Source organism: Streptomyces mayteni, assembly GCF_054783955.1.
Map to the genome: position 1 here is coordinate 14129 of NZ_BAAGPR010000050.1, position 20098 is coordinate 34226.

Sequence of the window (20098 nt, forward strand, 5' to 3'; positions counted from 1 at the left end):
CCGCTGGCGTCAGCGCCTCCCGCGCCCAGGCCCGGGCCGCACGCGCGGCCCCCGAGTCCACGCCAGGCGCCACAGACGCCGTCTGAGCCACCGAAGTCGTCGAATAACCCGAACGAGGGAGACCCCGTGACCGCGACCACCAAGCGCGCCCGCACCCGTGCCAGCCGACTCGGCGTCGGCGGCATCGCCGCCCTCGCCCTCACCCTGTCCCTGGCCGCCTGCGGCGGCGACAGCCTCGAATCCGAGGGTGACAGCGGCGGAGGCGGAGGCGGCGGCGAGCAGAGCGGCAGCGACGCCGGCGGCTCGCTGACCATCGGCGGCGCCAACTTCACCGAGGCCACCATCATGGCCGAGCTCTACGCGGGGATCCTCGCGGACGCCGGCTACTCGACCACCGTCACCACCGTGGACAGCCGCGAGATCTACCAGCCGGAGCTGGAGAGCGGCGGCATCGACATCGTGCCCGAGTACGCCGCCACGCTGACCGAGTTCCTCAACGCCCAGACCAACGGCCCGGACGCCGAGCCGGTGGCGAGCTCCGACGTCGACGCGACCGTCGCGGCGCTGCGCGAACTCGCCGAGCCGCGCGGCCTCACCGTGCTGGACGCCGGCGAGGCCGCGGACCAGAACGCGTTCGCCGTCAGCGAGGAGTTCGCCGCCGAGCACGACCTGACCACCCTCTCCGACCTCGGCGAGTCCGGGCTGCCGATCCGGCTCGCGGCCGGCGACGAGTGCGCCGAACGCCCCTTCTGCCAACCGGGTCTCGAGGAGACCTACGGCATCGACATCACCGAGATCGACCCGCGCGGCGTCGGCACCGTCCAGGCCAAGCAGGCCGTGGCGGACGGCCAGGACGACATGGTGCTGACCACCACCACCGACGCCACGCTCGACCAGTTCGGCCTGGTACTGCTGGAGGACGACCTGAACCTCCAACTCGCCGACAACCTGCTCCCGGTCCTCAACTCCGAGAGCGCGGGCGACGAGGAGATCGCCGCGGCCCTCGGCCGCCTGACCGAAACCCTCACCACCGACGACCTGATCGAGCTCAACCGGCAGGTCGACTCGGAGCGCCGCACGGCCGAGGACGTCGCGGGCGACTATCTCGCCGATCGGGGTCTGATCACCAACTGACCCATCGCCGCAGGTGGTTGGGGGATCAGCGCGCCGGCCGGAGAATCCGCGAGGTAACCGGCCGGCCACAACCCGCCGGGTGCCCTCCCACGGGTCGTCCGCGTCACGGTAAGTTTCGACCATGGCACGTGGACGTCACCGTAACGCGGCACTGCACCGGGTGTTGATCCCTTCCGCTCTCGGCGGCTCCGCGCTGCTGTGCGCGGCGCTCGCCTGGGTGCTCGGCGGCACGGCGGCCAGCGCGCTGGCGACCGTCGCCGCGTTCGCCGCGGTGACGGCGTCGGCGCTGCTCCGCCGCTGGGACCTGGAGGCGGGGCGGACGGTCGCCCGGGAGCGGGCGGCGAAGGCGGGGATGAGCTGGCAGGTCGACGAGCGGCAGGCCGAGCTCGAAGAGGCCCAGGAGCTGGTGAGCCAGCTGGAGGACAAGATCCGCGGCAAGCGGGCCGACCTCGGCCGGCTGCGCTCGGAGCACGCCGACCTGCTGCGCCGCTACGCCACCGCGGAGAGCGAGCGGGCCAGGGCCCTCGAAGGCCGCAGGCGGCTGGCCCTGGAGGCCTCGGAGCCGGCCAGGGAGCTGACCTCCGAGCCCACCGACCACCGCACGGCCGCCGGCGCCCCGACCCGGCTCACCTACCTCCAGGCGTACGAGGCGCTCGGCCGGCTCTCCCGGAGCGCCGCCCGCCAGCGCGAGGCCGTGCCCACGGCCGCGGCCGAGCTGCCGGCGGCGTCGGCCGCGGAGGAGAAGGCCGCGGAGGAGACGTCGGCCGAGGAGACGGCTGCGGAGGAGACGTCGGCGCGTCCGGCGGCCGAGCCGGAGCGCGACTCCTCGAACGCGCCGGCGCTCAGCCGGCGGGAGGAGCGCTGGCAGCGCGAGCGCCGGGAGGTCCCGGCGCTCCCGGCGCAGGGCGGTAGCCCCCGCCAGGCCGACGCGGGCGGCTCCCGGTTCAACTTCTTCGGCTCGCCGGCCGCCCCGGCCAAGGCCGGGACCCGCCGCACGCCGGCGCACGACGAGCCCGAGGGCGACACCGCCCCCGAGCGCGAGCCGGCCAGCGCGCTTGACGAGGCCCGCGAGAGCCGCTGACGCGACTCCGGGCCACCGGCCAGCGGCCGAGCCCGTCAGCGGGCCAGGATCAGGCTCATCGCCTCGGCCCGCGTCGCCGCGTCCCGTAGCTGGCCCCGCACCGCCGAGGTGGTCGTCTTGGCCCCGGGCTTCCGCACCCCGCGCATCGTCATGCACATGTGCTCGCACTCCACCACCACGATCACCCCGCGCGGCTCCAGGATCCGCATCAGCGAGTCGGCGATCTGGGTGGTGAGCCGCTCCTGCACCTGCGGCCGGCGGGCGAACACGTCCACCAGCCGCGCCAGCTTGGAGAGGCCGGTGATCTTCCCGCTGGCCGCCGGGATGTAGCCGATGTGCGCGTAGCCCACGAAGGGCACCAGGTGGTGCTCGCAGGACGACAGCACCTCGATGTCCTTGACCAGCACCATCTCGTCGTGCCCAAGGTCGAACGTGGTCGTCAGCACGTCCTCGGGGCGCTGCCAGAGGCCCGCGAATATCTCCCGGTAGGCCCGCGCCACCCGCGCCGGGGTGTCCCGCAGCCCCTCCCGGTCCGGGTCCTCGCCGACCGCGATCAGCAGTTCGCGGATGGCACTCTCGGCGCGCTTCTCGTCGAACTCGCCGATCGGCCCAGGCCCGGACTGGTCCGGCAGTGTCACCGGGTCGGTCATAGCGTTCCTCGTTCCTTGATCACGACGCGCACCGTGGCTCCGCACACGTCCGCGCCCCTCACCATAGAACGTGAGGGGCGCGGACGGACATTCCGGGACCAGCCGGCGAAGAACCCCGGATCAGTCCTCGGTGCGCTGGTCCTCCAGCGGGGGCACGGCCTTCTCCAGGCTCCCGTTGGCCAGGTTGATCTCCTTCACCGGGAAGGTGACCGGCGGCCGGGTGGACGGCGTGCGCCGGTTGGACCCCGTCCACGCCGGGCGGGCCGGGCGCTTCACGACGCCGGCGAAGATCTCGGCGAGGTCCTCCTTGTTGAGGGTCTCCCGCTCGAGCAGCGCCAGCACCAGGTTGTCGAGCACGTCCCGGTTCTCCACCAGGATCTCCCACGCCTCGTTGTGCGCGGTCTCGATGAGCGTCTTGACCTCACCGTCGACCACGCCGGCGACCTCCTCCGAGTAGTCGCGCTGGTGGCCCATGTCCTTGCCGAGGAAGGGCTCGGAGCTGTCGGTGCCGAACTTGATGGCGCCGAGCCGCTCGGTCATGCCGAACTGGGTGACCATCGCCCGCGCGGTGGCGGTGGCCTTCTCGATGTCGTCGCCTGCGCCGGTGGTCGGGTCGTGGAAGACGAGCTCCTCGGCCGCCCGGCCGCCCATCATGTAGGCCAGCCGGTCGAGCATCTCGTTCCGCGTGGTGGAGTACTTGTCCTCCTCGGGCAGCACCATGGTGTAGCCCAGGGCGCGGCCGCGGGAGAGGATCGTCACCTTGTGCACCGGGTCGCTGTTGGGAGAGGCCGCCGCGACCAGGGCGTGCCCGCCCTCGTGGTACGCGGTGATCATCTTCTCCTTCTGGCTCATGATCCGGGTGCGCTTCTGCGGGCCGGCGACCACCCGGTCGATGGCCTCGTCCAGGAACTTGTTGTCGATCGACTTCGCGTTGCCCCGGGCGGCGAGCAGCGCCGCCTCGTTGAGCACGTTGTTCAGATCGGCGCCGGTGAAGCCGGGGGTGCGCCGGGCGACGGCCGACAGGTCGACGTCCGGGGCGACCGGCTTGCCCTTCTGGTGCACCTTGAGGATCTCCAGCCGGCCCTGCATGTCCGGACGGTCCACCGCGATCTGCCGGTCGAAGCGGCCGGGACGCAGCAGCGCCGGGTCCAGGATGTCCGGCCGGTTGGTGGCGGCGATCAGGATCACGCCGCCCTTGACGTCGAAGCCGTCCATCTCGACCAGCAGCTGGTTCAGCGTCTGCTCGCGCTCGTCGTGCCCGCCGCCCATGCCGGCGCCGCGGTGCCGGCCGACGGCGTCGATCTCGTCCACGAAGACGATGGCCGGCGCGTTGGCCTTGGCCTGCTCGAACAGGTCGCGGACCCGGGAGGCGCCGACGCCGACGAACATCTCGACGAAGTCGGATCCGGAGATGGAGTAGAACGGGACGCCAGCCTCGCCGGCCACGGCGCGGGCCAGCAGCGTCTTACCGGTGCCGGGCGGGCCGTAGAGCAGGACGCCCTTGGGGATCTTGGCGCCGACGGCCTGGAACTTCGCGGGCTCCTGGAGGAATTCCTTGATCTCCTGGAGCTCCTCCACGGCCTCGTCGGATCCGGCCACGTCGGCGAAGGTGGTCTTCGGCGTGTCCTTGGTGATCAGCTTGGCCTTGGACTTGCCGAAGTTCATCACCCGCGAGCCGCCGCCCTGCATCTGATTCATCAGGAACAGGAACACGATGATGATCAACAGGAACGGCAGGATGGAAAGCAGCATGCCCACGAACGGGTTCTGCGACTTCGGCGAGACGGTGTACCCGTCCGTCAGCTGGCCGTCCTGGTACTTCGACTGGAGCATCGAGGCGAGGTTCTCGCCCTGCCCGTCGATGTAGCTGGCCTGGACGCGGGAGCTGCCCTCGATCTCCCGGCCGTTCTCGAGCTCGATCCGGATCATGTTCTCGTCGCCGGTGGTGAGCTCGGCGGACTTCACATGATTCTGGCTGATCGCCTGTACGACCTCGCCGGTGTCCACCTTCTTGTAGCCCTCGGAGGAGCTGAACACCTGCATCAGCAGAATTACGGCGAGGACGGCCAGCACGATCCACATCACTGGCCCACGGAAATAGCGCTTCACGTCTATCCATACGGGGCGGCGAGGCCCCGTCCCTCCTGCCACATCTAGGCACAGCGCCCGGAAGGGATCTGCTGTGCGTGCGGTGTCCTTGTCTTCATCCAACGGTAGGGGATGAACCGGTGTTCCCGGCCATCCCCTGCGTTCCGGCCCCGCCCGGCACTACCCCGCTAGGAGCTGTAGACGTGCGGGGCCAGCGTTCCGACGAAGGGCAGATTGCGGTACTTCTCCGCGTAGTCGAGGCCGTATCCCACCACGAACTCGTTGGGGATGTCGAAACCGACCCACTCCACCTCGATGTCGACCTTGGCCGCGTCCGGCTTGCGCAGCAGCGTGCAGACGCGGATCGAGGCCGGCTCCCGCGAGCCGAGGTTCGACAGCAGCCAGGAGAGGGTGAGTCCTGAGTCGATGATGTCCTCGACGATCAGCACGTGCCGGCCCTTGATGTCGGTGTCCAGGTCCTTGAGGATCCGCACCACGCCGGAGGACTGGGTGCCGGCGCCGTAGGACGACACCGCCATCCAGTCCATGGTGACCGGCGACGACAGGGTCCGTGCGAGGTCCGCCATGACCATCACGGCACCCTTGAGGACCCCCACCAGGAGGAGTTCCTTCCCGGCGTACTCGGCGTCGATCCTGGCGGCCAGCTCCCGGAGCTTGGCATCGATCTGTTCCTTGGTGATGAGCACCGACTCCAGGTCGGCCCCCAGGTCCGTCTCTCGCACCCGCGCCACTGCTCTCTTCCGGCTCTTCCCGCTCATCCGGGTCTGGCTCCGCTGGCCGCAGGTCCGTGCCGAAACTCGCCCCTCGACTCGCCTACTGACTCGCCTGCTGGATCACCAGTCTGCCACCCTGCCTGCTGGCCTCGACGCGGCCCGGCAGATTCAGCGGACGCTGGCCCCGCCACGCCGTGATCAGCCGGTCGGTCTCCTCGATGTGCCGGGCGAAGAGCGAGCCCGGGGGCGAGCCGGCCGCGATGGCCGCCCGGCGCAGCACCCGGCGCCGCACGGCGGGCGGCAGGGCGCTCAACTCCGCCACGCCGAGCGCGCCGTCGGGGCGGGTGGCCGCCCGGTGGGCGCCCTCCGCCCAGGCGTCGAGGGCGTCGGCGTCGTCCCTGGAGAGCAGCGCGGTGCGGGCCAGGGCCTCGACCACGCCGCGGCCGAGCGCCTTCTCCAGGGCGGGCAGCGCCTCGTGGCGGACGCGGGAGCGGGTGTAGGACGGGTCGGTGTTGTGCGGGTCGTCCCAGACGGGGAGCGACTGCACGAGGCAGGCCTTGCGGGTGGTCTGCCGGTCGATGCCGAGGAACGGGCGCCGGTAGCGGAGGGCGGTGCCCTGGGCGCCGGAGAGGCTGCCTGAGACGGCGGCCATGCCGGCGAGCGAGCGGGTGCCCGAGCCGCGGGCCAGGCCGAGGAGCACGGTCTCCGCCTGGTCGTCGCGGGTGTGGCCGAGGAGCACGGCCGCGGCGCGGTGGCGCTCGGCCGTGGTGTCGAGGGCGGCGTAGCGGGCGCTGCGGGCGGCCGCCTCGGGGCCGCCGGCGCGGCCCACGTCCACCGGGACGACGTCCACCGGGTCGAGGCCGAGGGAGGAGAGCCGCTCGGCGACCTCGGTGGCGCGGAGGTCGGAGCCGGGCTGGAGGCCGTGGTCGACGGTGACGCCGCCGGCGCGGACGCCGGCCTTCGGGGCCTCGAAGGCGAGGGCGGAGGCGAGGGCCATGGAGTCGGCGCCGCCGGAGCAGGCCACCAGCACGAGGGGCTGGGGGAAGCGGGAGGGGCGGCCGGCGGACGAGGGGCGGGGGGCCTCGTCGGCGCTGCGGGCGTTGTCGGCGCTGTCGGCCTTGTGGTGATCGGCCTTGTGATGTTCGGCCTTGAGGTGATCGGCCTGGTCGTGATCGGTGTCGGCCTTGGCGGCCTCGTTCAGGATGTCGTGAAGCACGCGGCGGACCGCCAGGCGTATCGCGGCGACCGAGGGGTGGGGACCCATATCCGAATCACTTCTTTCTGCGGGGTGCTCGGGAAGTACTGTCACACCGAGTGCTGTCACGCTGAGTGCGTAAATGGTGACAGAGAAGGTCTGTTACCCGAGCATCGCACGCCCGGCATTGCCGCCACGGTCCCTCGTACGGGTGATTTTGGGGCGTTTGGCCGGCGGCTCGGACTAGGCGGGGCCGGGGCCGACCCTGGCCAGCCACCGCTCCGGGTGGGAGATCTCCTCCTTGGTGGGCAGCGTGTTCGGCGAGGTCCAGACCCGGTTGAAGCCGGCCATGCCGCCGGCCTCGACCACGGTGCGGACGAACCGCTCGCCGTCCCGGTACTGCCGCAGCTTGGCGTCGAGGCCGAGCAGCCGGCGCAGCGCCCGGTCGAGCCGGCCGGCGCCGGCCTGCCGACGCTTGGTGAACTTCTCGCGGATCTCGGCGACGGACGGCACCACGGCCGGCCCCACGCCGTCCATCACGTAGTCCGCGTGCCCCTCGATCAGCGACATCACGGCGGTGAGCCGGTCCAGGATCTCCCGCTGACGCGGGGTCTGCACCAGGTCGACGATGCTGGGCCCGCCGGCGCGCTCCGCCGCCTCCGCGGCCTCCTCCGCGCCCCGGCCGCCCACCGACTGGGCGGCCCGCCGCAGCCGCTCCACCAGGGTGGCCGGGTCCACGTCCGCCTCGACGAGGAACGCCTGGATCTCGCTCTCCAGGTGGTCGCGGAGCCACGGCACCGCGGTGAACTGGGTGCGGTGGGTCTCCTCGTGCAGGCAGACCCAGAGCCGGAAGTCGTGGGGGTGGACGTCGAGTTCGCGCTCGACGTGGACGATGTTGGGCGCGACGAGCAGCAGCCGGCCGGCACCGGGGCCCGGCAGGTCCGGGCCGGCGGGCGCGAAGGTCTCGTACTGGCCGAGCACCCGGGAGGAGAGGAACGCCAGCAGCATGCCGACCTCGACGCCGGTGACCTTGCTGCCCATGGCGGTGAGCGCGGTGCCGCCGGGCACCGCGGCGCGGCGCTCCCGCATCCGGGACATCAGCGGCCCGAGCACCTCGCGGAACCCGGCCACGTTGGCCCGCACCCAGCCGGGCCGGTCCACGACGAGCACCGGCGTGTCGACGCCACCGGAGTCGAGCGCGGTGAACTCCCGCACGTGGCGCTCGGAGGAGACGGCGTGCCGGCGCAGCTCGGCGACGACCGAACGGGCCTCCTCCCGACTCACCTCGGGGCCCGGCCGCAGCACGCGGGTCGCGGTGGAGACCGCCAGCTTCCAGTCGACCAGGTCGGTACCGCCGAGTGACGTCATGCCCCCCACGGTACGGCGCCCCTCACCCCAGGGCTAGCGGCCCAGGGGCGGCGGGCGGGCCAGGCGTCAGTGGGCCAGGCCGGCGAGGGCGGCGGCGGCCTCGTCGAGTGCCGACTCGGCCGCGGCCGGGTCCCGGGTGTCGGAGGCGAGGAAGGCGAAGGCCAGCACCCGGCCGTCGCTCGTGGCGACCGTGCCGGCAAGGCTGTTGACCCCGGTGAGGGTGCCGGTCTTGGCGCGCACCACGCCGGCGCCGCCGACGCCGGACTCGCCCGCGTCGTACCGGCCGGCCAGCGTGCCGGAGAAGCCGGCCACCGGCAGGCCGGTGAGGGCGGTCCGCAGCTCGGGCCGCTCCGGGTCGGCCGCGACCGCGAGGGCGCGGGTCAGCAGGTCGGCGGTGACCCGGCCCTCCCGGTCGAGGCCGCTGGCGTCGACCAGGCGGGCGCCGTCGAGCGGCAGCCCGAGCCCGTCGAGCCTGGCGTGGACGGCGCGGCTCGCGCCGCGGAAGTCGGCGGGCTGGTCGCCGGCGAGTGCGGTGTGCCTGGCCAGCGCCTCGGCCAGGTCGTTGTCGCTGTTCGTCAGCATCCGCTCGACCAGCGCCGACAGGGGCGCGGAGCGGTGGGCGGCCAACTCGTCGGCGTCGTCGGGGGCGTCGCCGCGCTTCGGCTCGCCGCCCTCGACGTCGAGCCCGGCGTCCCGCAGGGCGTCGGCGAAGGCGTCGGCGGCGTCGGCCGCCGGGTTGTCGGCGCGGGGCGCCGGGCCGCTGGTGCTGTCGTCGAGACGGCCCTCGTTGAGCTGGAGCGGGGTGATGATCGCGATGTTGTCGTTTACTCCGATGGGGTGACGCTGCTCGCGCGGGTAGAGGGAGACGTCGTAGCCGACCCGCGCCGCGTCCACGCCCCGGTCGGCGAGGGCACCGACGGTGCTCCTGGCGAGGTCGGTCAGGTCGTCGGCGGTGAGGGTGGGGTCGCCGCCGCCGACCAGGACGACGCTCCCGGCCTCCTCGTCCCAGCGGACCGTGGTGGCGAGCCGGTGGTCAGGGCCGAGCGCGTCGAGGGCGGCGACGCCGGTGAGGATCTTGACGGTGGAGGCCGGCGTCCGGCTGGTGCCGGCCTGGTCGGCGTAGAGCGAGTCGCCGGACTCCAGGTCGATGACGGCGACCCCGACGTCCTCGCCGAGCGCGGAGCCCCGCAGCAGCGGGCCGAGCACCCGCTCCACCACCTCGGCGGCCGGCCCGGTGCCCTCGCCGTCCAGCGGCACAAGCACCGGCTGCGCCCCGGGGACGGTGCCGGCGATCCGCTCGGCCTCCGCGCGCCGCTCGTCGCCGGCGGTCGCCTGGTCGTGCTCGGCCGAACGCTTGCCCGAGTCCCAGGGGCCGGCGAGGGCGACCACCAGCGCGGCCACCGCGAGACCGGCCGTGCCGGCGGCGATGACGAGGCGCCAGGTGGCCTGGTGGGCACGGAGGTTGTCACGGAGGAACCGTCGCACCACCGCAAGCGTCTCCGCCGCCCTGTGCACCACGGACCAGCCCCTTTCGCGAGCAGACACCCCCGTGAGGGACACTTAACCACCTGTCGCGTGCATAGATCGGTTAAGGAGTCCCTCAGTGGAGTTCGACGTCACCATCGAGATTCCGAAGGGTTCGCGGAACAAGTACGAGGTGGATCACAAGAGCGGACGCATCCGTCTGGACCGCCACCTCTTCACCTCGACGGTCTACCCGGCCGACTACGGCTTCGTCGAGGGAACCCTCGGGGAGGACGGCGACCCGCTGGACGCGCTGGTGCTGCTCGACGAGCCCACCTTCCCCGGCTGTCTGATCCGGTGCCGGACGATCGGCATGTTCCGGATGCGGGACGAGGCCGGCGGCGACGACAAGCTGCTGTGCGTGCCGGCGTCCGACCCGCGGATGGAGCACCTGCGCGACATCCACCACGTCAGCGAGTTCGACCGGCTCGAGATCCAGCACTTCTTCGAGGTCTACAAGGACCTGGAGCCCGGCAAGTCGGTCGAGGGCGCCAACTGGGTGGGCCGCGCCGAGGCCGAGGCCGAGATCGAGGCGTCGTACAAGCGGGCCGCGGAGGCGGGCGAGGGCCACCACTGAGGCACGACGCACCCGCCGGGCCGGCTGTGAGACGCTGAAGGCAGAGCCCGGACCGGCTCCTGGACGAGGTGCGCCGTACCCAGCCCCACGACAAGACGGCGCGGGGAGTCGTGTCTGTCATGGCGTGGATTCTGCTGATCGTGTCCGGAGTGCTCGAGGCCGTCTGGGCGACGGCGCTCGGCAAGTCCGACGGATTCTCCAAGCCGCTGCCGACCGCGGTCTTCGCGGTCGGCCTGGCGCTGTCGATGACCGGTCTCGCGCTGGCCCTGCGCTCCGTGCCGGTGGGCACGGGGTACGCGATCTGGGTGGGCATCGGTGCCGTGCTCACCGCCGGCTACGGGATGGTGTTCGGTGGTGAGTCGGCTTCGCTGCTGCGGGTGGCGCTGCTGGCCGGCATCGTCGGCTGTGTGATCGGCCTCAAGCTGGCCCACTGATCCCTGGCCGGGCCTTCCTGGCCCGGCGGTTCCTGGCCGGGCCTTCCTGGGGCCCGGCGGGTGCTCAGAAGCCGCGGGTGCGCTTGGCGCCGCGGCGGCCGATCGGCGTGATGAGCCCGGGGGTTCCGATGAACAACCGGGCCATCTCGCTGCCCAGGTTCACTCCGACGGCGATGGCGAGCGCCAGCGTGATCGCGGTGAGCAGGTTCTGGATGCCGGCGTCCACGTTGCCCTGGGCGAAGCCGAGCAGGCCGAGGTAGACGGCGCCACCCGGCAGCAGCGGGCCGATCGCCGCCGTGACGTACGGCAGTGACGAGGTGAACCGGTAGCGGGACTCGAGCTGGCCGAACAGGCCGACCATGCCCGCGCCGACGGCGGTGGCGGCGAACGGCGAGAGGCCGGCCGTGTCGTGCATGGCGCCGTAGATCAGCCAGGCGATGCCGCCGTTGAGGGTGGCGGGGACGATGGTGTGGCGGGCCTGCTGGAGCAGCACGCAGAAGGTGAGCGACAGCAGCAGCGCGGCGGCCAGTTGGACGGCGGGGCGCGTCTCGCGCTGGACCACGTCGGGCTCCAGGCTCACGCCCGAGGTCTCGCCCATGTAGAGGACGGCGATCACCCCGCAGACGATGCCGACGCTGAGGTAGACCACCTCGAGCAGGCGGGCCGAGGCGGTGAGGTAGTAGCCGGTGAGGCCGTCCTGGACGCCGGCGACCAGGGCCCGCCCGGGGATCACCGCGAACAGGCCGCCGGTGACCATGGCCGCGGCCTGGATCTCCCCGGAGCCGGAGGTGTGGCTGGCCGCCCAGCCGACGCCCACCAGCGCGGGCGCCATCGCGGACGCGGCGAACTGGTAGAACTCCGGCAGGCCGCGGCTGGCGGCCAGCCAGGCCAGCCGGTCGCCGACCATCGCGCCGAGGGCGGCGAGCAGGAAGACCTGCCAGTTGCCGCCGACCAGGGTGCTGGCGGCGCCGGCCAGCAGGCCGCTGGCGATGGTGAGCTGCCACTTGGTGAACGGGTGCCGGTTCCGCCGGATGGTGGCCAGCCGGCCGTACGCCTCCTCCAGCGTGACCTCGCCGGAGGAGATGTCGTCCACCAGCTGGAAGACGGCGGCCAGCCGGGTGTAGTCGGTGCCGCGCCGGCGGACGGTGCGGCTGAGCGACACCGGCGCGTCGACCAGCGACGGCTGGTGGGTGATCTCGATCAGGGTGAACGTGACGGTGGCGTCGCATCGGTCGAGGCCGTAGGCGTGCACCACCCCGAACATCGCGGCCTCGACGTCCTCCGCGCCCTCGCCGCCGGCGAGCAGCAGCTCCCCGATGCGCAGCGTCAGGTCGAGCACCCGGGGCACGGCGAGCGGCGCCTCGCCCTCCTCGCGTGGCACGTACTCCGGGGCCGGCCGCTCGGCCAGCGGCAGCCGGACCATGCTCCGCATGCGGTCCTGCCAGTAGGTGCCGCGACCGGCCTCGAGGCCGGCCACCCGAGCTATCCCCTGGGCCGGGGTGCCCGTCAGGCCGGGGCCGGCACCGCGCGGCGGGGCGAACCCCTCGGGGACGGCGAACTCCGACGTCGGATGGTCGCCCTCGGCGGCGGACAGCTCGAGCCCTACCGGGACCGCGAACTCCGAGCTGGGGTGGTCGCCCTCGGGAACGGGCAGCTCGAGCCCCTCGGGGACCGCGAACCCGGAGTTCGACTCCTGGTCCACCGCTTCCTCGCCGCCCACGACCGATCCCGCTCCTCACTACGCCGGGTGGGGCCCTCCGGAAGGCCCCCGCCGCAGCATAGGGTCATTCCTGGGGATTCGCCCGGCCGGTGTGGCGGGCCGCGTTGGCCAGGATGGCGGCCCGCAGGAAGCGGGCGAGACCGGGCCGCAGGGCGTCGATGTTGCGGGTGAAGCGCTCGTCCGCGACGTACATCTCGGCGAGGGCGGTGTGCATCTCGTGGCCGCACTCGTAGAAGTGCCGCGAGATCTGGAGCCGGTGCTCCTCGGCCGCGGCCATCGCCTCGGCCGACTCGGCCGCCGCACCGGCCTCCAGCAGGGCGACGAGGCGGGCGTTCAGCTCGTCGCCCTCGGCCTTGATCCGCTGCCAGTCCTCCTTTCGATAGCTCGCCGCCCGGCGCTGGGACTCCCGGTACGCCTCGGTGTCGCCCCAACGCCGCTCGGCCTCGTCGGCGTACTGCTCGGGCTCGGATTCGCCGAAGACCTCGAACCGCTCCTCGGGGGTGAGGTTGATGCCCATCTTCCGTGCCTCCATGGCTCGTTCGACGGACGTGGCCATGGCGCGCAGCCGCTCGATCCGCTCGGTCAGCAGCGCGTGCTGGCGGCGCAGGTGTTCCTGGGGGTTCGCCTCCGGGTCGTCCAGCAGGACGGCGATCTCCTCCAGCGGGAAGCCCAGCTCCCGGTAGAAGAGGATCCACTGCAGCCGGTCGAGGTCGGCGTCCACGTATCTGCGGTGCCCGGCCGGGGTGCGCTCGCCCGGCACCAGCAGCCCGACCTCGTCGTAGTGGTGCAGCAGCCGCACCGTGACCCGAGCGAACCCGGCGACCTGTCCCACCGAATAGCTCACGTCCGTCTCCTTTCGCGTTCCCCCACCACGGTGCGCCATCACGCGGCGTGAGGTGCAAGCCGGCGTGCGGGGCGAGCCCGGCGCCGGCCGCTACGCGTCCCGGGCGCGCAGCACCGCGTATCCCGCCGCCAGCGCCGCCGCGGACCAGGCCAGCAGCACGGCGACCGCGATCCCCGCCCCGTAGGGCTCGTGGTCCCGGGTGATCAGCACCACACCGGCGCTCGACGGCAGGTGGTCGGCGACGCCCTCCAACCACCTGGCGCCTATCGCGCGCAGCAACTGGGGCACGGCCAGCTGCAACAGGACCAGGCCGGTGATCGCGCCCGCCGCGCTGCGCAACATGGTGCCGACGCCTATGGCCAGCAGGGCCAGCGCGGCCAGATAGCCGCCGGCGCCCGCCGCGGCCGCCGCCGCGTCGGCGGCCGTGAACGCGCCGTACTCCCGCATCACGGGGGCGGCGCAGGCCGTGCCGAGGAGGCCGAGCAGCACGCCGAGCGCCGCCGCCACCGCCGCGACCACGGCCGCCTTCCCGAGTAGCAGGCGCCAGCGGACCGGGACGCTCTGCAGCGTGGTGCGGATGGATCCGCTGGCGTACTCGCCGGTGACGGCCAGGGTGGCCAGCACGACGACGGCGAGCTGGGCGACCATCAGCGCGTCGGCCACCGTGTGCGGTGCCGGCCTTGCGGTGTCGAACCCGTTCTCCGCGCTGGCGAAGGCCGACATGCCGACCACGACGGAGGCGGCGGCGGTGAGCAGCCCGGCGGCCACCAGGCTCCACCAGGTGGAGCGCACGCTCCACAGCTTGGTCCACTCGAAGGCGACGGCCCCCCTCATCGCGACTCACGCTCCCCGTACTCGACGCTGTTCTCGGTCAACTCCAGGTAGGCCTCCTCGATGGACGCGCGGCGCTCGCCGAGCTCGTGGACGGGCACCCCGTGTCGGAAGGCGAGGTCGCCTATCTCGGCCAGGGTGCCGCCGAGGACCAGGATCTCGTCGCCGCCCCCGCCGTCCGGCTGGCGCACGGTGAGCCCCGCCCCGGCCAGGTGGGGGAGCAGGTCGCCGAGGCGTGGGCTGCGGATCCGGATCGCGTTCTCCGAGCCGCGCTCGATGAGGCTGGCGATGGGCTCGTCCGCGATGAGGCGGCCGCGCCCGATCACCGCCACGTGGTCGGCCGTGTCCTGCATCTCGCTCATCAGATGGCTGGACAGGAAGACCGTGCGGCCCTCGGCGGCGAGCGAGCGGATCAACCGGCGCAGCCAGCGCACCCCGTCCGGGTCGAGGCCGTTGACCGGCTCGTCGAGCAGCAGCACCGGCGGGTCGCCGAGCAGGGCGGCGGCGATGCCGAGGCGCTGGCGCATGCCGAGGGAGAAGGAGCCGACGCGGCGGTCGGCCACGGCCGCCAGCCCGACCGTGTCGAGCACCGCCGCGACCCTGGCCCTCGGGATGCCGTTGCTGCGGGCCATGCCCACCAGGTGGGCGCGCGCGGAGCGCCCCGGGTGCGCGGAGCGGGGGTCGAGCAGGGCGCCGGCCTCGCGCAGCGGGTGGCGTAGCTCCGCGTAGGGGCGGCCGTTGACCAGGGCCCGGCCCGAGGTGGGGGCGTCGAGGCCCATCACGATCCGCATCGTGGTGGACTTCCCCGCGCCGTTGGGGCCGAGGAAGCCGGTGACGCGACCGGGCCCGATCTCCAGCGAGAGGGCTTCGACCGCCGTTCTCGCTCCGTGTCTCTTGGTGAGGTGACGCATGCTGATCATGTCGCCGAGGCTAGGAACGGGGCGTGGTGCGGCGCTGCTGTCGATCGTCAGGAGAATCACCTGACTTTCGTCAGTTACGCAGAGCGACGGCTCGTTGTTAGCGTGCCGGCCATGAAGCCCTGGTTTGTACTGATCCTCCTCACCCCGATGGCGCTCGACACAGAGGGCGCCCGCCCACTGCCGACGCTGGCGGCGGCGGGGACGATAGTGCTGGGCGCGGCGATCAGCCGCCGGGCGCCGGCGCTGGGGCTGACGGCCGCCGGGGTGCTCGGGGTCTTCGTCGTGGTGGGCGGGGTGAGTCCGGGATCGCCGCTGAGCGCCGCGGTCCTGCTCAGTCTCCTGGCCGGGCGGCACATGACCCAGCTGTGGCGGGCGCAGTACGCCTTCATCGCCGCGGCCAACGTCGGGTTGGTGGTCGCCGTGGCCGACGGCGACCTCAGCGGCTGGATCGTCATCCTCTTCACCCAGTTCGGCACGGCGATGCTGCCGTGGTGGGCCGGCACCTGGTGGCGGCAGCGTGCCGCGCTGATGCGCGCGGGCTGGGAGCGCGCGGAGCAGGCGGCGGAGCAGGCCAGGCTGCGCGAGCGGGCCAGGATCGCGCAGGACATGCACGACTCGTTGGGTCACGAGCTGAGCCTCATGGCTCTGACGGCCGGGGGGCTCGAGCTGTCGCCCGGCCTGAGCGAGGGGCAGCGGGCGATGGCCACGCGGTTGCGCGAGGGCTCGGTGGCGGCCACGGAGCGGCTGCACGAGGTGATCGGGCTGCTCGGGCAGGGCGAGGAGCCGACCGGAGACGAGATCCCCGATCTGGTGGAGCGGGCGCGGCGCTCCGGGGTGTCGGTCGAGTTGTGCGAGGAGGGCGGGCCCAGGGAGTGGGGCACCCCGGTCCTGCGGCACGCGGCGCGGCGGGTGGTGCAGGAGGCGCTGACCAACGCGGTCAAGCACGCGCCGGGGTCGCGCATATCCGTCCGGGTGGCCCACTCGGAGTCCGAGTCGGTCGTCGGGGTGACCGACACGGGTTCGCCGGCCGACGCCGAGGCCGGTCCCGCACCGGTCGGCAGCGGCACGGGCCTGATCAGTCTCGACGAGCGGGTGCGGCTGGCCGGCGGCACGTTGCGGGCCGGGCGGCTGGGGGCGGGCTTCGAGGTCGTCGCGCGGCTGCCGCGCACTCCGCCGGAGGGCGCGTCGGCGCCGTCCGGGTGGGCGGCCCGGCCGACCGAGATGGTGGCGGCACAGCGGCGGGCTCGGCGGGATCTGCTGCGGTCGTCGGCCCTGCCGTTCGGGCTCGGGTTCGCCCTGCTGGTGGGGTTGTTCACCGTCTACGCGATCTCGGTGACGCGGACGTCCCTGGCGCCGGCCGAGTTCGACGGGCTGCGGCTCGGGCAGGAGCGGTCGGAGTTCGCGTCCGTGCTGCCGCACTCGATCAGCGCGCCACCGCCGGTGCTGGCCGAGCCGCCCATACCGTCCGGGGCCAGCTGCGAGTACTACCGGGCCGGGCACAGCCTGCTAGACATCTCGGAGACGATGTTCCGGCTGTGCTACGAGGACGGGGTGTTGGTAGCGAAGGACACGCTGCGGCGTGGCGACTGATGGGGGGTGCGCGAGATGGTTCGGGTCCTGATCGCCGATGACGAGGCGATGATCCGCGCGGGGATCCGCGGGATCCTGGCCGCCGATCCGGCGATCGAGGTGGTGGCGGAGGCGGCGGACGGCAGGGAGGCGGTGGAGTTGGCCCGCCGGCACCGGCCGGGCGTGGCGCTGTTGGACATCCGGATGCCGGGTTCCGACGGGCTGACGGCGCTGCGGCACCTGCGGGAGCAGGTGCCGGAGACCGGGGTGATCATGCTCACCACGTTCGGCCAGGACGACTACATCACCCGGGCGTTGGATCTCGGTGCCGCCGGCTTCCTGTTGAAGGCGTCCGATCCGCGGGAGCTGATCGCGGGGGTGCACGCCGTGGCGGAGGGCGGCGCGTGCCTGTCGCCCCGGGTCACCCGCCGGGTGATCGGCGAGCTGCGGCAGGGGACGATCGCGCGGGACCGGGCGCGGGAGCGGGTGGCCGGGTTGAGCGAGCGGGAGCGGGAGGTGCTGGCGCTGATCGGGGCCGGCCTGTCCAACGCGGAGATCGGGCGGCGGCTGCATCTGGTGGAGGGCACGATCAAGGCCTATGTCAGCGCGGTCCTGATCCGGCTCGGGGTGCGCAATCGGGTGCGGGCGGCGATCGTCGCGTACGAGGCCGGTCTGGTGGCGGACCCCTCGGCCCCCGGCGGGGCCGGGGGCCGGGCGGGTGGTTGAGCGCCGGGCCCGGTCCGGGGGCTAGTCGTTCAGTCGGGAGAAGCGCCGCATGGCCAGTGGGGCGCAGAGAGCGAGGAGGAGCAGGGGCCAGGCGACGGCAAGCGGGACGGGGTGGGTGGCGGCCCAGCTGTCGCCGGACCAGCCGGGGTTGCCGAAGAGGTCGCGCACCGCGCCCGCGGTGGCGGACATCGGGTTCCTCCCCCAGGCATGGCGGCCTGGGAGGTGCCCCCATGGCGATGGCGCCGATCCAGCCGGGCATGGTGTCCGGTGAGGTGAAGGCGTTGGAGAGGAAGCCGACCGGCCAGACGAGGATCTGCACGGCCTGCACCATCTCGGGCCGCCGGCGACCAGGCCCAGGTAGATGCCGACCCAGAGCATGGCGAAGCGGAGCAGCAGGAGCAGGCCCACGGCGGCCAGCGCCTCGGCCGGGGTGCCGTGCCAGCGCCAGCCGATGGTGAGGCCGGCGCCGATCATCACCAGCAGGCCGGCGGTCGACTCGAGCATGTCGAGCAGGCTGCGGCCGACCAACACGGAGGAGGGAGCTATCGGCATCGAGCGGAAGCGGTCGAGGATGCCGCGGTTGATGTCCTGGGTGAGGGCGACCATGGTCGACTCCAGGCCGAAGGCCATGGTGAGCGCCAGCATTCCGGGCACGAGGTAGTCGGTGTCGTCACCGGAGGCGCCGCCCTCGACGGCCATGCCGCCGCCGAGGAAGTGGGCGAACATCACCAGCATCATCACCGGGAAGACCAACCCGGTGGCGAGGGCGCCGGGTTGGCGGGCTCAGTGGGCCAGCCCGCGGCGGGTCATGGTGGCGGAGTCGACGAGGGCGCGGCTCAGCCGGCCCGTCGGGGGTGCGACGGGGGTGGCCGTCGTGGTCATGCGGAGACCTCCGAGTGGTCGCGGGCGTCGCCGGGCGTGCCGTCGGCGGCGGGGTCGCCGGGGCTGTCCCCGGTCAGGTGGAGGAAGACCTCGTCGAGGGTGGGCCGGCGGAGGGCGATGTCCTCGGCGTCGATGGCGGCGGCGGTCAGGGCGCGCACGGTCTCGGCCAGGGCGGCCATCCGGTTGGTGACGGGCGCGCTGACCAGCCGGCGGTCCGGGTCGGTGTGGGTCTCGGCGGCGCCGGCGGCCATGCCGACCACCGAGGCGGCCTCGGCCAGCCGTGCCCGGTTCCGCACCACCACGTCGATGTGGTCGGCGCCGATCCGGGCCTTGAGCTCGTCGGCGGTGCCCTCGGCGATCCGGCGGCCGCGGTCGATCACCGAGATGCGGTCGGCGAGTTGATCGGCCTCCTCCAGGTACTGGGTGGTGAGCAGCACGGTGGTGCCACCGTCGGCGAGGGTGCGGACGGCGTTCCACACCTCGGTGCGGCCGCGTGAGTCGAGGCCGGTGGTCGGCTCGTCGAGGAAGAGGACCTCGGGTCGGGTGATCAGGCTGGCGGCCAGGTCGAGCCGGCGGCGCATGCCGCCGCTGTACTGGCGGACGGCGCGGCTTCCGGTGTCGGCGAGGCCGAAGCGTGCCAGCAGTTCGGTGGCGCGGCCGGCCGCGCCGCGGCCGCCGAGGTGGTAGAGCCGGCCGAAGAGTTCGAGGTTCTGCCGGCCGCTCAGCTCCTCGTCGAGCGCGGCGTGCTGGCCGAGCAGCCCGATCCGGTAGCGGACCTCGTCCGGCTGGCGGGTCACGTCGTGGCCGGCCACCACGGCGCGGCCGCCGGTGGGCCGTAGCAGGGTGGTGAGGATGCGGACGGCGGTGGTCTTGCCGGCGCCGTTGGGGCCGAGCACGCCGTGCACGGTGCCGCGCTCGACGGCGAGGTCGAGCCCGGCCAGCGCCGTCTTGGTCTCCTTGGTGCGGCGGTAGATCTTGGTCAGGTCCTCGGTCAGGATCGCGTGATCGGACACGCACGCCTCCCGGTAGTCACATTTGATGAGCGAGAGCGGCCGAGGGTAACTTCCCCTTCTCCAGCTAGTCAAACTTGATTAGTCACGCGGTGAGAGACTGCGCCCCAGGACACTGATCAGCACGGAATGCAAGGGGAAGGCGGCAGCGGATGTCGGCCATTCGGCTCCTGGTGCTCGGCGCGGTGCGCCAGCACGGCCGGACGCACGGCTACCAGGTGCGCAACGACCTGGAGTTCTGGGGCGCGCACGAGTGGTCGAACGCCAAGCCCGGGTCGATCTACCACGCCCTCAAACAGATGGCCAGGCAGGGCCTGCTGATCGCGCACGAGATGGCCCCCAGCCCCGCCGGCGGCCCGCCGCGCACCGAGTACGAGCTGACCGACGCCGGCGAGGACACCTATCTGGAGCTGTTGCGGGAGTCGCTGCGCGCCCACGACCAGCGCATCGATCTGCTCACCGCCGGCGTGGGCTTCATCGTCGACCTCCCCCGCGACGAGGCGATCGAGCTGCTGAGCGAACGGGTGGCCGCGCTCGAGGGCTGGCGCGAGGAGGTCGAGAAGCACTGGGCGCCACCGGGGAACACGCCGGCCGAGTGGGGGCACATCGGCGAGGTCATGCGGCTGTGGGTACACAACTCGCACAGCCAGGCCGAGTGGACCCGTGGGCTCATCGACCGGCTGCGGGGCGGCGCCTACGTGATGGCGGGCGAGGGCGAGCGCAGCGTCGAGGTGCTGCCGCCCGACGTGAAGAACCCCTTCGCGCAGGACGCGTAGGACGCGTAGGACGCACCGGGCTCTGGTTCAGGGGC

Annotated in this window: 18 protein-coding genes, 1 pseudogene and 1 riboswitch; of the genes and pseudogenes, 7 read left to right on the top strand and 12 right to left on the bottom strand. The window is 73.0% G+C overall.

Annotated elements, in window-relative coordinates; all coding sequences use genetic code 11:
* Positions 1–126 precede the first annotated feature (126 nt).
* A complete protein-coding gene (locus tag ACYVPE_RS21745; RefSeq protein ID WP_461035335.1) occupies positions 127–1134 on the top strand; it encodes an ABC transporter substrate-binding protein in 1008 nt (335 codons plus the stop codon).
* A gap of 121 nt (positions 1135–1255) precedes the next feature.
* A complete protein-coding gene (locus ACYVPE_RS21750; RefSeq protein WP_461035336.1) occupies positions 1256–2215 on the top strand; it encodes a hypothetical protein in 960 nt (319 codons plus the stop codon).
* A gap of 35 nt (positions 2216–2250) precedes the next feature.
* Here ACYVPE_RS21750 and folE read toward each other — a convergent pair whose 3' ends face one another.
* From folE to dacB, 6 genes are all read right to left on the bottom strand, one after another.
* Positions 2251–2865: a GTP cyclohydrolase I FolE gene (gene folE, locus ACYVPE_RS21755; protein WP_461035337.1), complete on the bottom strand. Its 615-nt coding sequence runs from the start codon at positions 2863–2865 to the stop codon at positions 2251–2253.
* A 120-nt stretch (positions 2866–2985) separates the two neighbouring features.
* Positions 2986–4980, bottom strand: coding sequence for an ATP-dependent zinc metalloprotease FtsH (ftsH, locus tag ACYVPE_RS21760; RefSeq protein ID WP_461035375.1), 1995 nt, complete (start codon positions 4978–4980; stop codon positions 2986–2988).
* A gap of 161 nt (positions 4981–5141) precedes the next feature.
* A complete protein-coding gene (gene hpt / locus ACYVPE_RS21765; protein WP_461035338.1) occupies positions 5142–5732 on the bottom strand; it encodes a hypoxanthine phosphoribosyltransferase in 591 nt (196 codons plus the stop codon).
* A gap of 55 nt (positions 5733–5787) precedes the next feature.
* The gene (gene tilS / locus ACYVPE_RS21770; protein ID WP_461035339.1) at positions 5788–6951 is read right to left on the bottom strand and encodes a tRNA lysidine(34) synthetase TilS; all 1164 of its coding nucleotides are present in this window, start codon (positions 6949–6951) and stop codon (positions 5788–5790) included.
* A 174-nt stretch (positions 6952–7125) separates the two neighbouring features.
* On the bottom strand, positions 7126–8250 hold the full coding sequence (locus tag ACYVPE_RS21775) for a zinc-dependent metalloprotease (RefSeq protein WP_461035340.1): 1125 nt from the start codon (positions 8248–8250) through the stop codon (positions 7126–7128).
* A gap of 66 nt (positions 8251–8316) precedes the next feature.
* Positions 8317–9768 (bottom strand): D-alanyl-D-alanine carboxypeptidase/D-alanyl-D-alanine endopeptidase, encoded by a 1452-nt coding sequence (gene dacB / locus ACYVPE_RS21780; RefSeq protein WP_461035341.1) that lies wholly within the window; start codon positions 9766–9768, stop codon positions 8317–8319.
* Positions 9769–9853: 85 nt separating this feature from the next.
* Between dacB and ACYVPE_RS21785 the strand changes: the two genes are divergently transcribed.
* Complete coding sequence (locus ACYVPE_RS21785) at positions 9854–10351, top strand: inorganic diphosphatase (protein WP_461035342.1); 498 nt, start codon at positions 9854–9856, stop codon at positions 10349–10351.
* Positions 10352–10391: 40 nt separating this feature from the next.
* A riboswitch (guanidine-III (ykkC-III) riboswitch) is annotated at positions 10392–10456 on the top strand.
* A 14-nt stretch (positions 10457–10470) separates the two neighbouring features.
* Positions 10471–10785: a DMT family transporter gene (locus tag ACYVPE_RS21790; RefSeq protein WP_461035343.1), complete on the top strand. Its 315-nt coding sequence runs from the start codon at positions 10471–10473 to the stop codon at positions 10783–10785.
* A 64-nt stretch (positions 10786–10849) separates the two neighbouring features.
* Here the strand turns inward: ACYVPE_RS21790 and ACYVPE_RS21795 are convergent, their stop codons facing one another.
* From ACYVPE_RS21795 to ACYVPE_RS21810, 4 genes are all read right to left on the bottom strand, one after another.
* Positions 10850–12505, bottom strand: coding sequence for a threonine/serine exporter family protein (locus ACYVPE_RS21795; protein ID WP_461035344.1), 1656 nt, complete (start codon positions 12503–12505; stop codon positions 10850–10852).
* Positions 12506–12569: 64 nt separating this feature from the next.
* Positions 12570–13349, bottom strand: a complete 780-nt coding sequence (locus ACYVPE_RS21800) for a MerR family transcriptional regulator (protein WP_461035345.1) — start codon at positions 13347–13349, stop codon at positions 12570–12572.
* A 90-nt stretch (positions 13350–13439) separates the two neighbouring features.
* Positions 13440–14183 (bottom strand): ABC transporter, encoded by a 744-nt coding sequence (locus tag ACYVPE_RS21805; RefSeq protein ID WP_461035346.1) that lies wholly within the window; start codon positions 14181–14183, stop codon positions 13440–13442.
* Positions 14180–15100, bottom strand: coding sequence for an ABC transporter ATP-binding protein (locus ACYVPE_RS21810; protein WP_461035347.1), 921 nt, complete (start codon positions 15098–15100; stop codon positions 14180–14182). The genes ACYVPE_RS21805 and ACYVPE_RS21810 overlap by 4 nt, the downstream gene beginning before the upstream one ends.
* 111 nt (positions 15101–15211) lie before the next feature.
* On the opposite strand from ACYVPE_RS21810, the gene ACYVPE_RS21815 reads away from it, so the two are divergent.
* Together ACYVPE_RS21815 and ACYVPE_RS21820 are read left to right on the top strand one after the other, a co-directional pair.
* Complete coding sequence (locus ACYVPE_RS21815) at positions 15212–16690, top strand: sensor histidine kinase (RefSeq protein ID WP_461035348.1); 1479 nt, start codon at positions 15212–15214, stop codon at positions 16688–16690.
* Between the two features lie 15 nt (positions 16691–16705).
* Positions 16706–17395 carry a response regulator gene (locus ACYVPE_RS21820; protein ID WP_461035349.1) on the top strand — a complete coding sequence of 230 codons (690 nt, stop codon included), beginning with the start codon at positions 16706–16708 and terminating at the stop codon, positions 17393–17395.
* Between the two features lie 21 nt (positions 17396–17416).
* On the opposite strand, the pseudogene ACYVPE_RS21825 reads toward ACYVPE_RS21820, so the two are convergent.
* Both ACYVPE_RS21825 and ACYVPE_RS21830 read right to left on the bottom strand, forming a co-directional pair.
* Positions 17417–18277 (bottom strand): annotated as a pseudogene (locus ACYVPE_RS21825) (ABC transporter permease).
* Positions 18274–19290 carry an ATP-binding cassette domain-containing protein gene (locus ACYVPE_RS21830; protein ID WP_461035350.1) on the bottom strand — a complete coding sequence of 339 codons (1017 nt, stop codon included), beginning with the start codon at positions 19288–19290 and terminating at the stop codon, positions 18274–18276. The pseudogene ACYVPE_RS21825 and the gene ACYVPE_RS21830 overlap by 4 nt, the downstream one beginning before the upstream one ends.
* Positions 19291–19439: 149 nt before the next feature.
* On the opposite strand from ACYVPE_RS21830, the gene ACYVPE_RS21835 reads away from it, so the two are divergent.
* On the top strand, positions 19440–20063 hold the full coding sequence (locus ACYVPE_RS21835; protein WP_461035351.1) for a PadR family transcriptional regulator: 624 nt from the start codon (positions 19440–19442) through the stop codon (positions 20061–20063).
* Positions 20064–20098 lie beyond the last annotated feature (35 nt).

Coding starts and splice junctions, on each gene's coding strand:
- ACYVPE_RS21820 (WP_461035349.1), top strand. CDS start 16,706: ATGGTTCGGGTCCTGATCGCCGATGACGAGGCGATGATCCGCGCGGGG.
- folE (WP_461035337.1), bottom strand. CDS start 2,865: ATGACCGACCCGGTGACACTGCCGGACCAGTCCGGGCCTGGGCCGATC.
- tilS (WP_461035339.1), bottom strand. CDS start 6,951: ATGGGTCCCCACCCCTCGGTCGCCGCGATACGCCTGGCGGTCCGCCGC.
- hpt (WP_461035338.1), bottom strand. CDS start 5,732: ATGAGCGGGAAGAGCCGGAAGAGAGCAGTGGCGCGGGTGCGAGAGACG.
- ACYVPE_RS21775 (WP_461035340.1), bottom strand. CDS start 8,250: ATGACGTCACTCGGCGGTACCGACCTGGTCGACTGGAAGCTGGCGGTC.
- ACYVPE_RS21750 (WP_461035336.1), top strand. CDS start 1,256: ATGGCACGTGGACGTCACCGTAACGCGGCACTGCACCGGGTGTTGATC.
- ACYVPE_RS21835 (WP_461035351.1), top strand. CDS start 19,440: ATGTCGGCCATTCGGCTCCTGGTGCTCGGCGCGGTGCGCCAGCACGGC.
- ACYVPE_RS21805 (WP_461035346.1), bottom strand. CDS start 14,183: ATGAGGGGGGCCGTCGCCTTCGAGTGGACCAAGCTGTGGAGCGTGCGC.
- ACYVPE_RS21810 (WP_461035347.1), bottom strand. CDS start 15,100: ATGATCAGCATGCGTCACCTCACCAAGAGACACGGAGCGAGAACGGCG.
- ACYVPE_RS21815 (WP_461035348.1), top strand. CDS start 15,212: ATGAAGCCCTGGTTTGTACTGATCCTCCTCACCCCGATGGCGCTCGAC.
- ACYVPE_RS21790 (WP_461035343.1), top strand. CDS start 10,471: ATGGCGTGGATTCTGCTGATCGTGTCCGGAGTGCTCGAGGCCGTCTGG.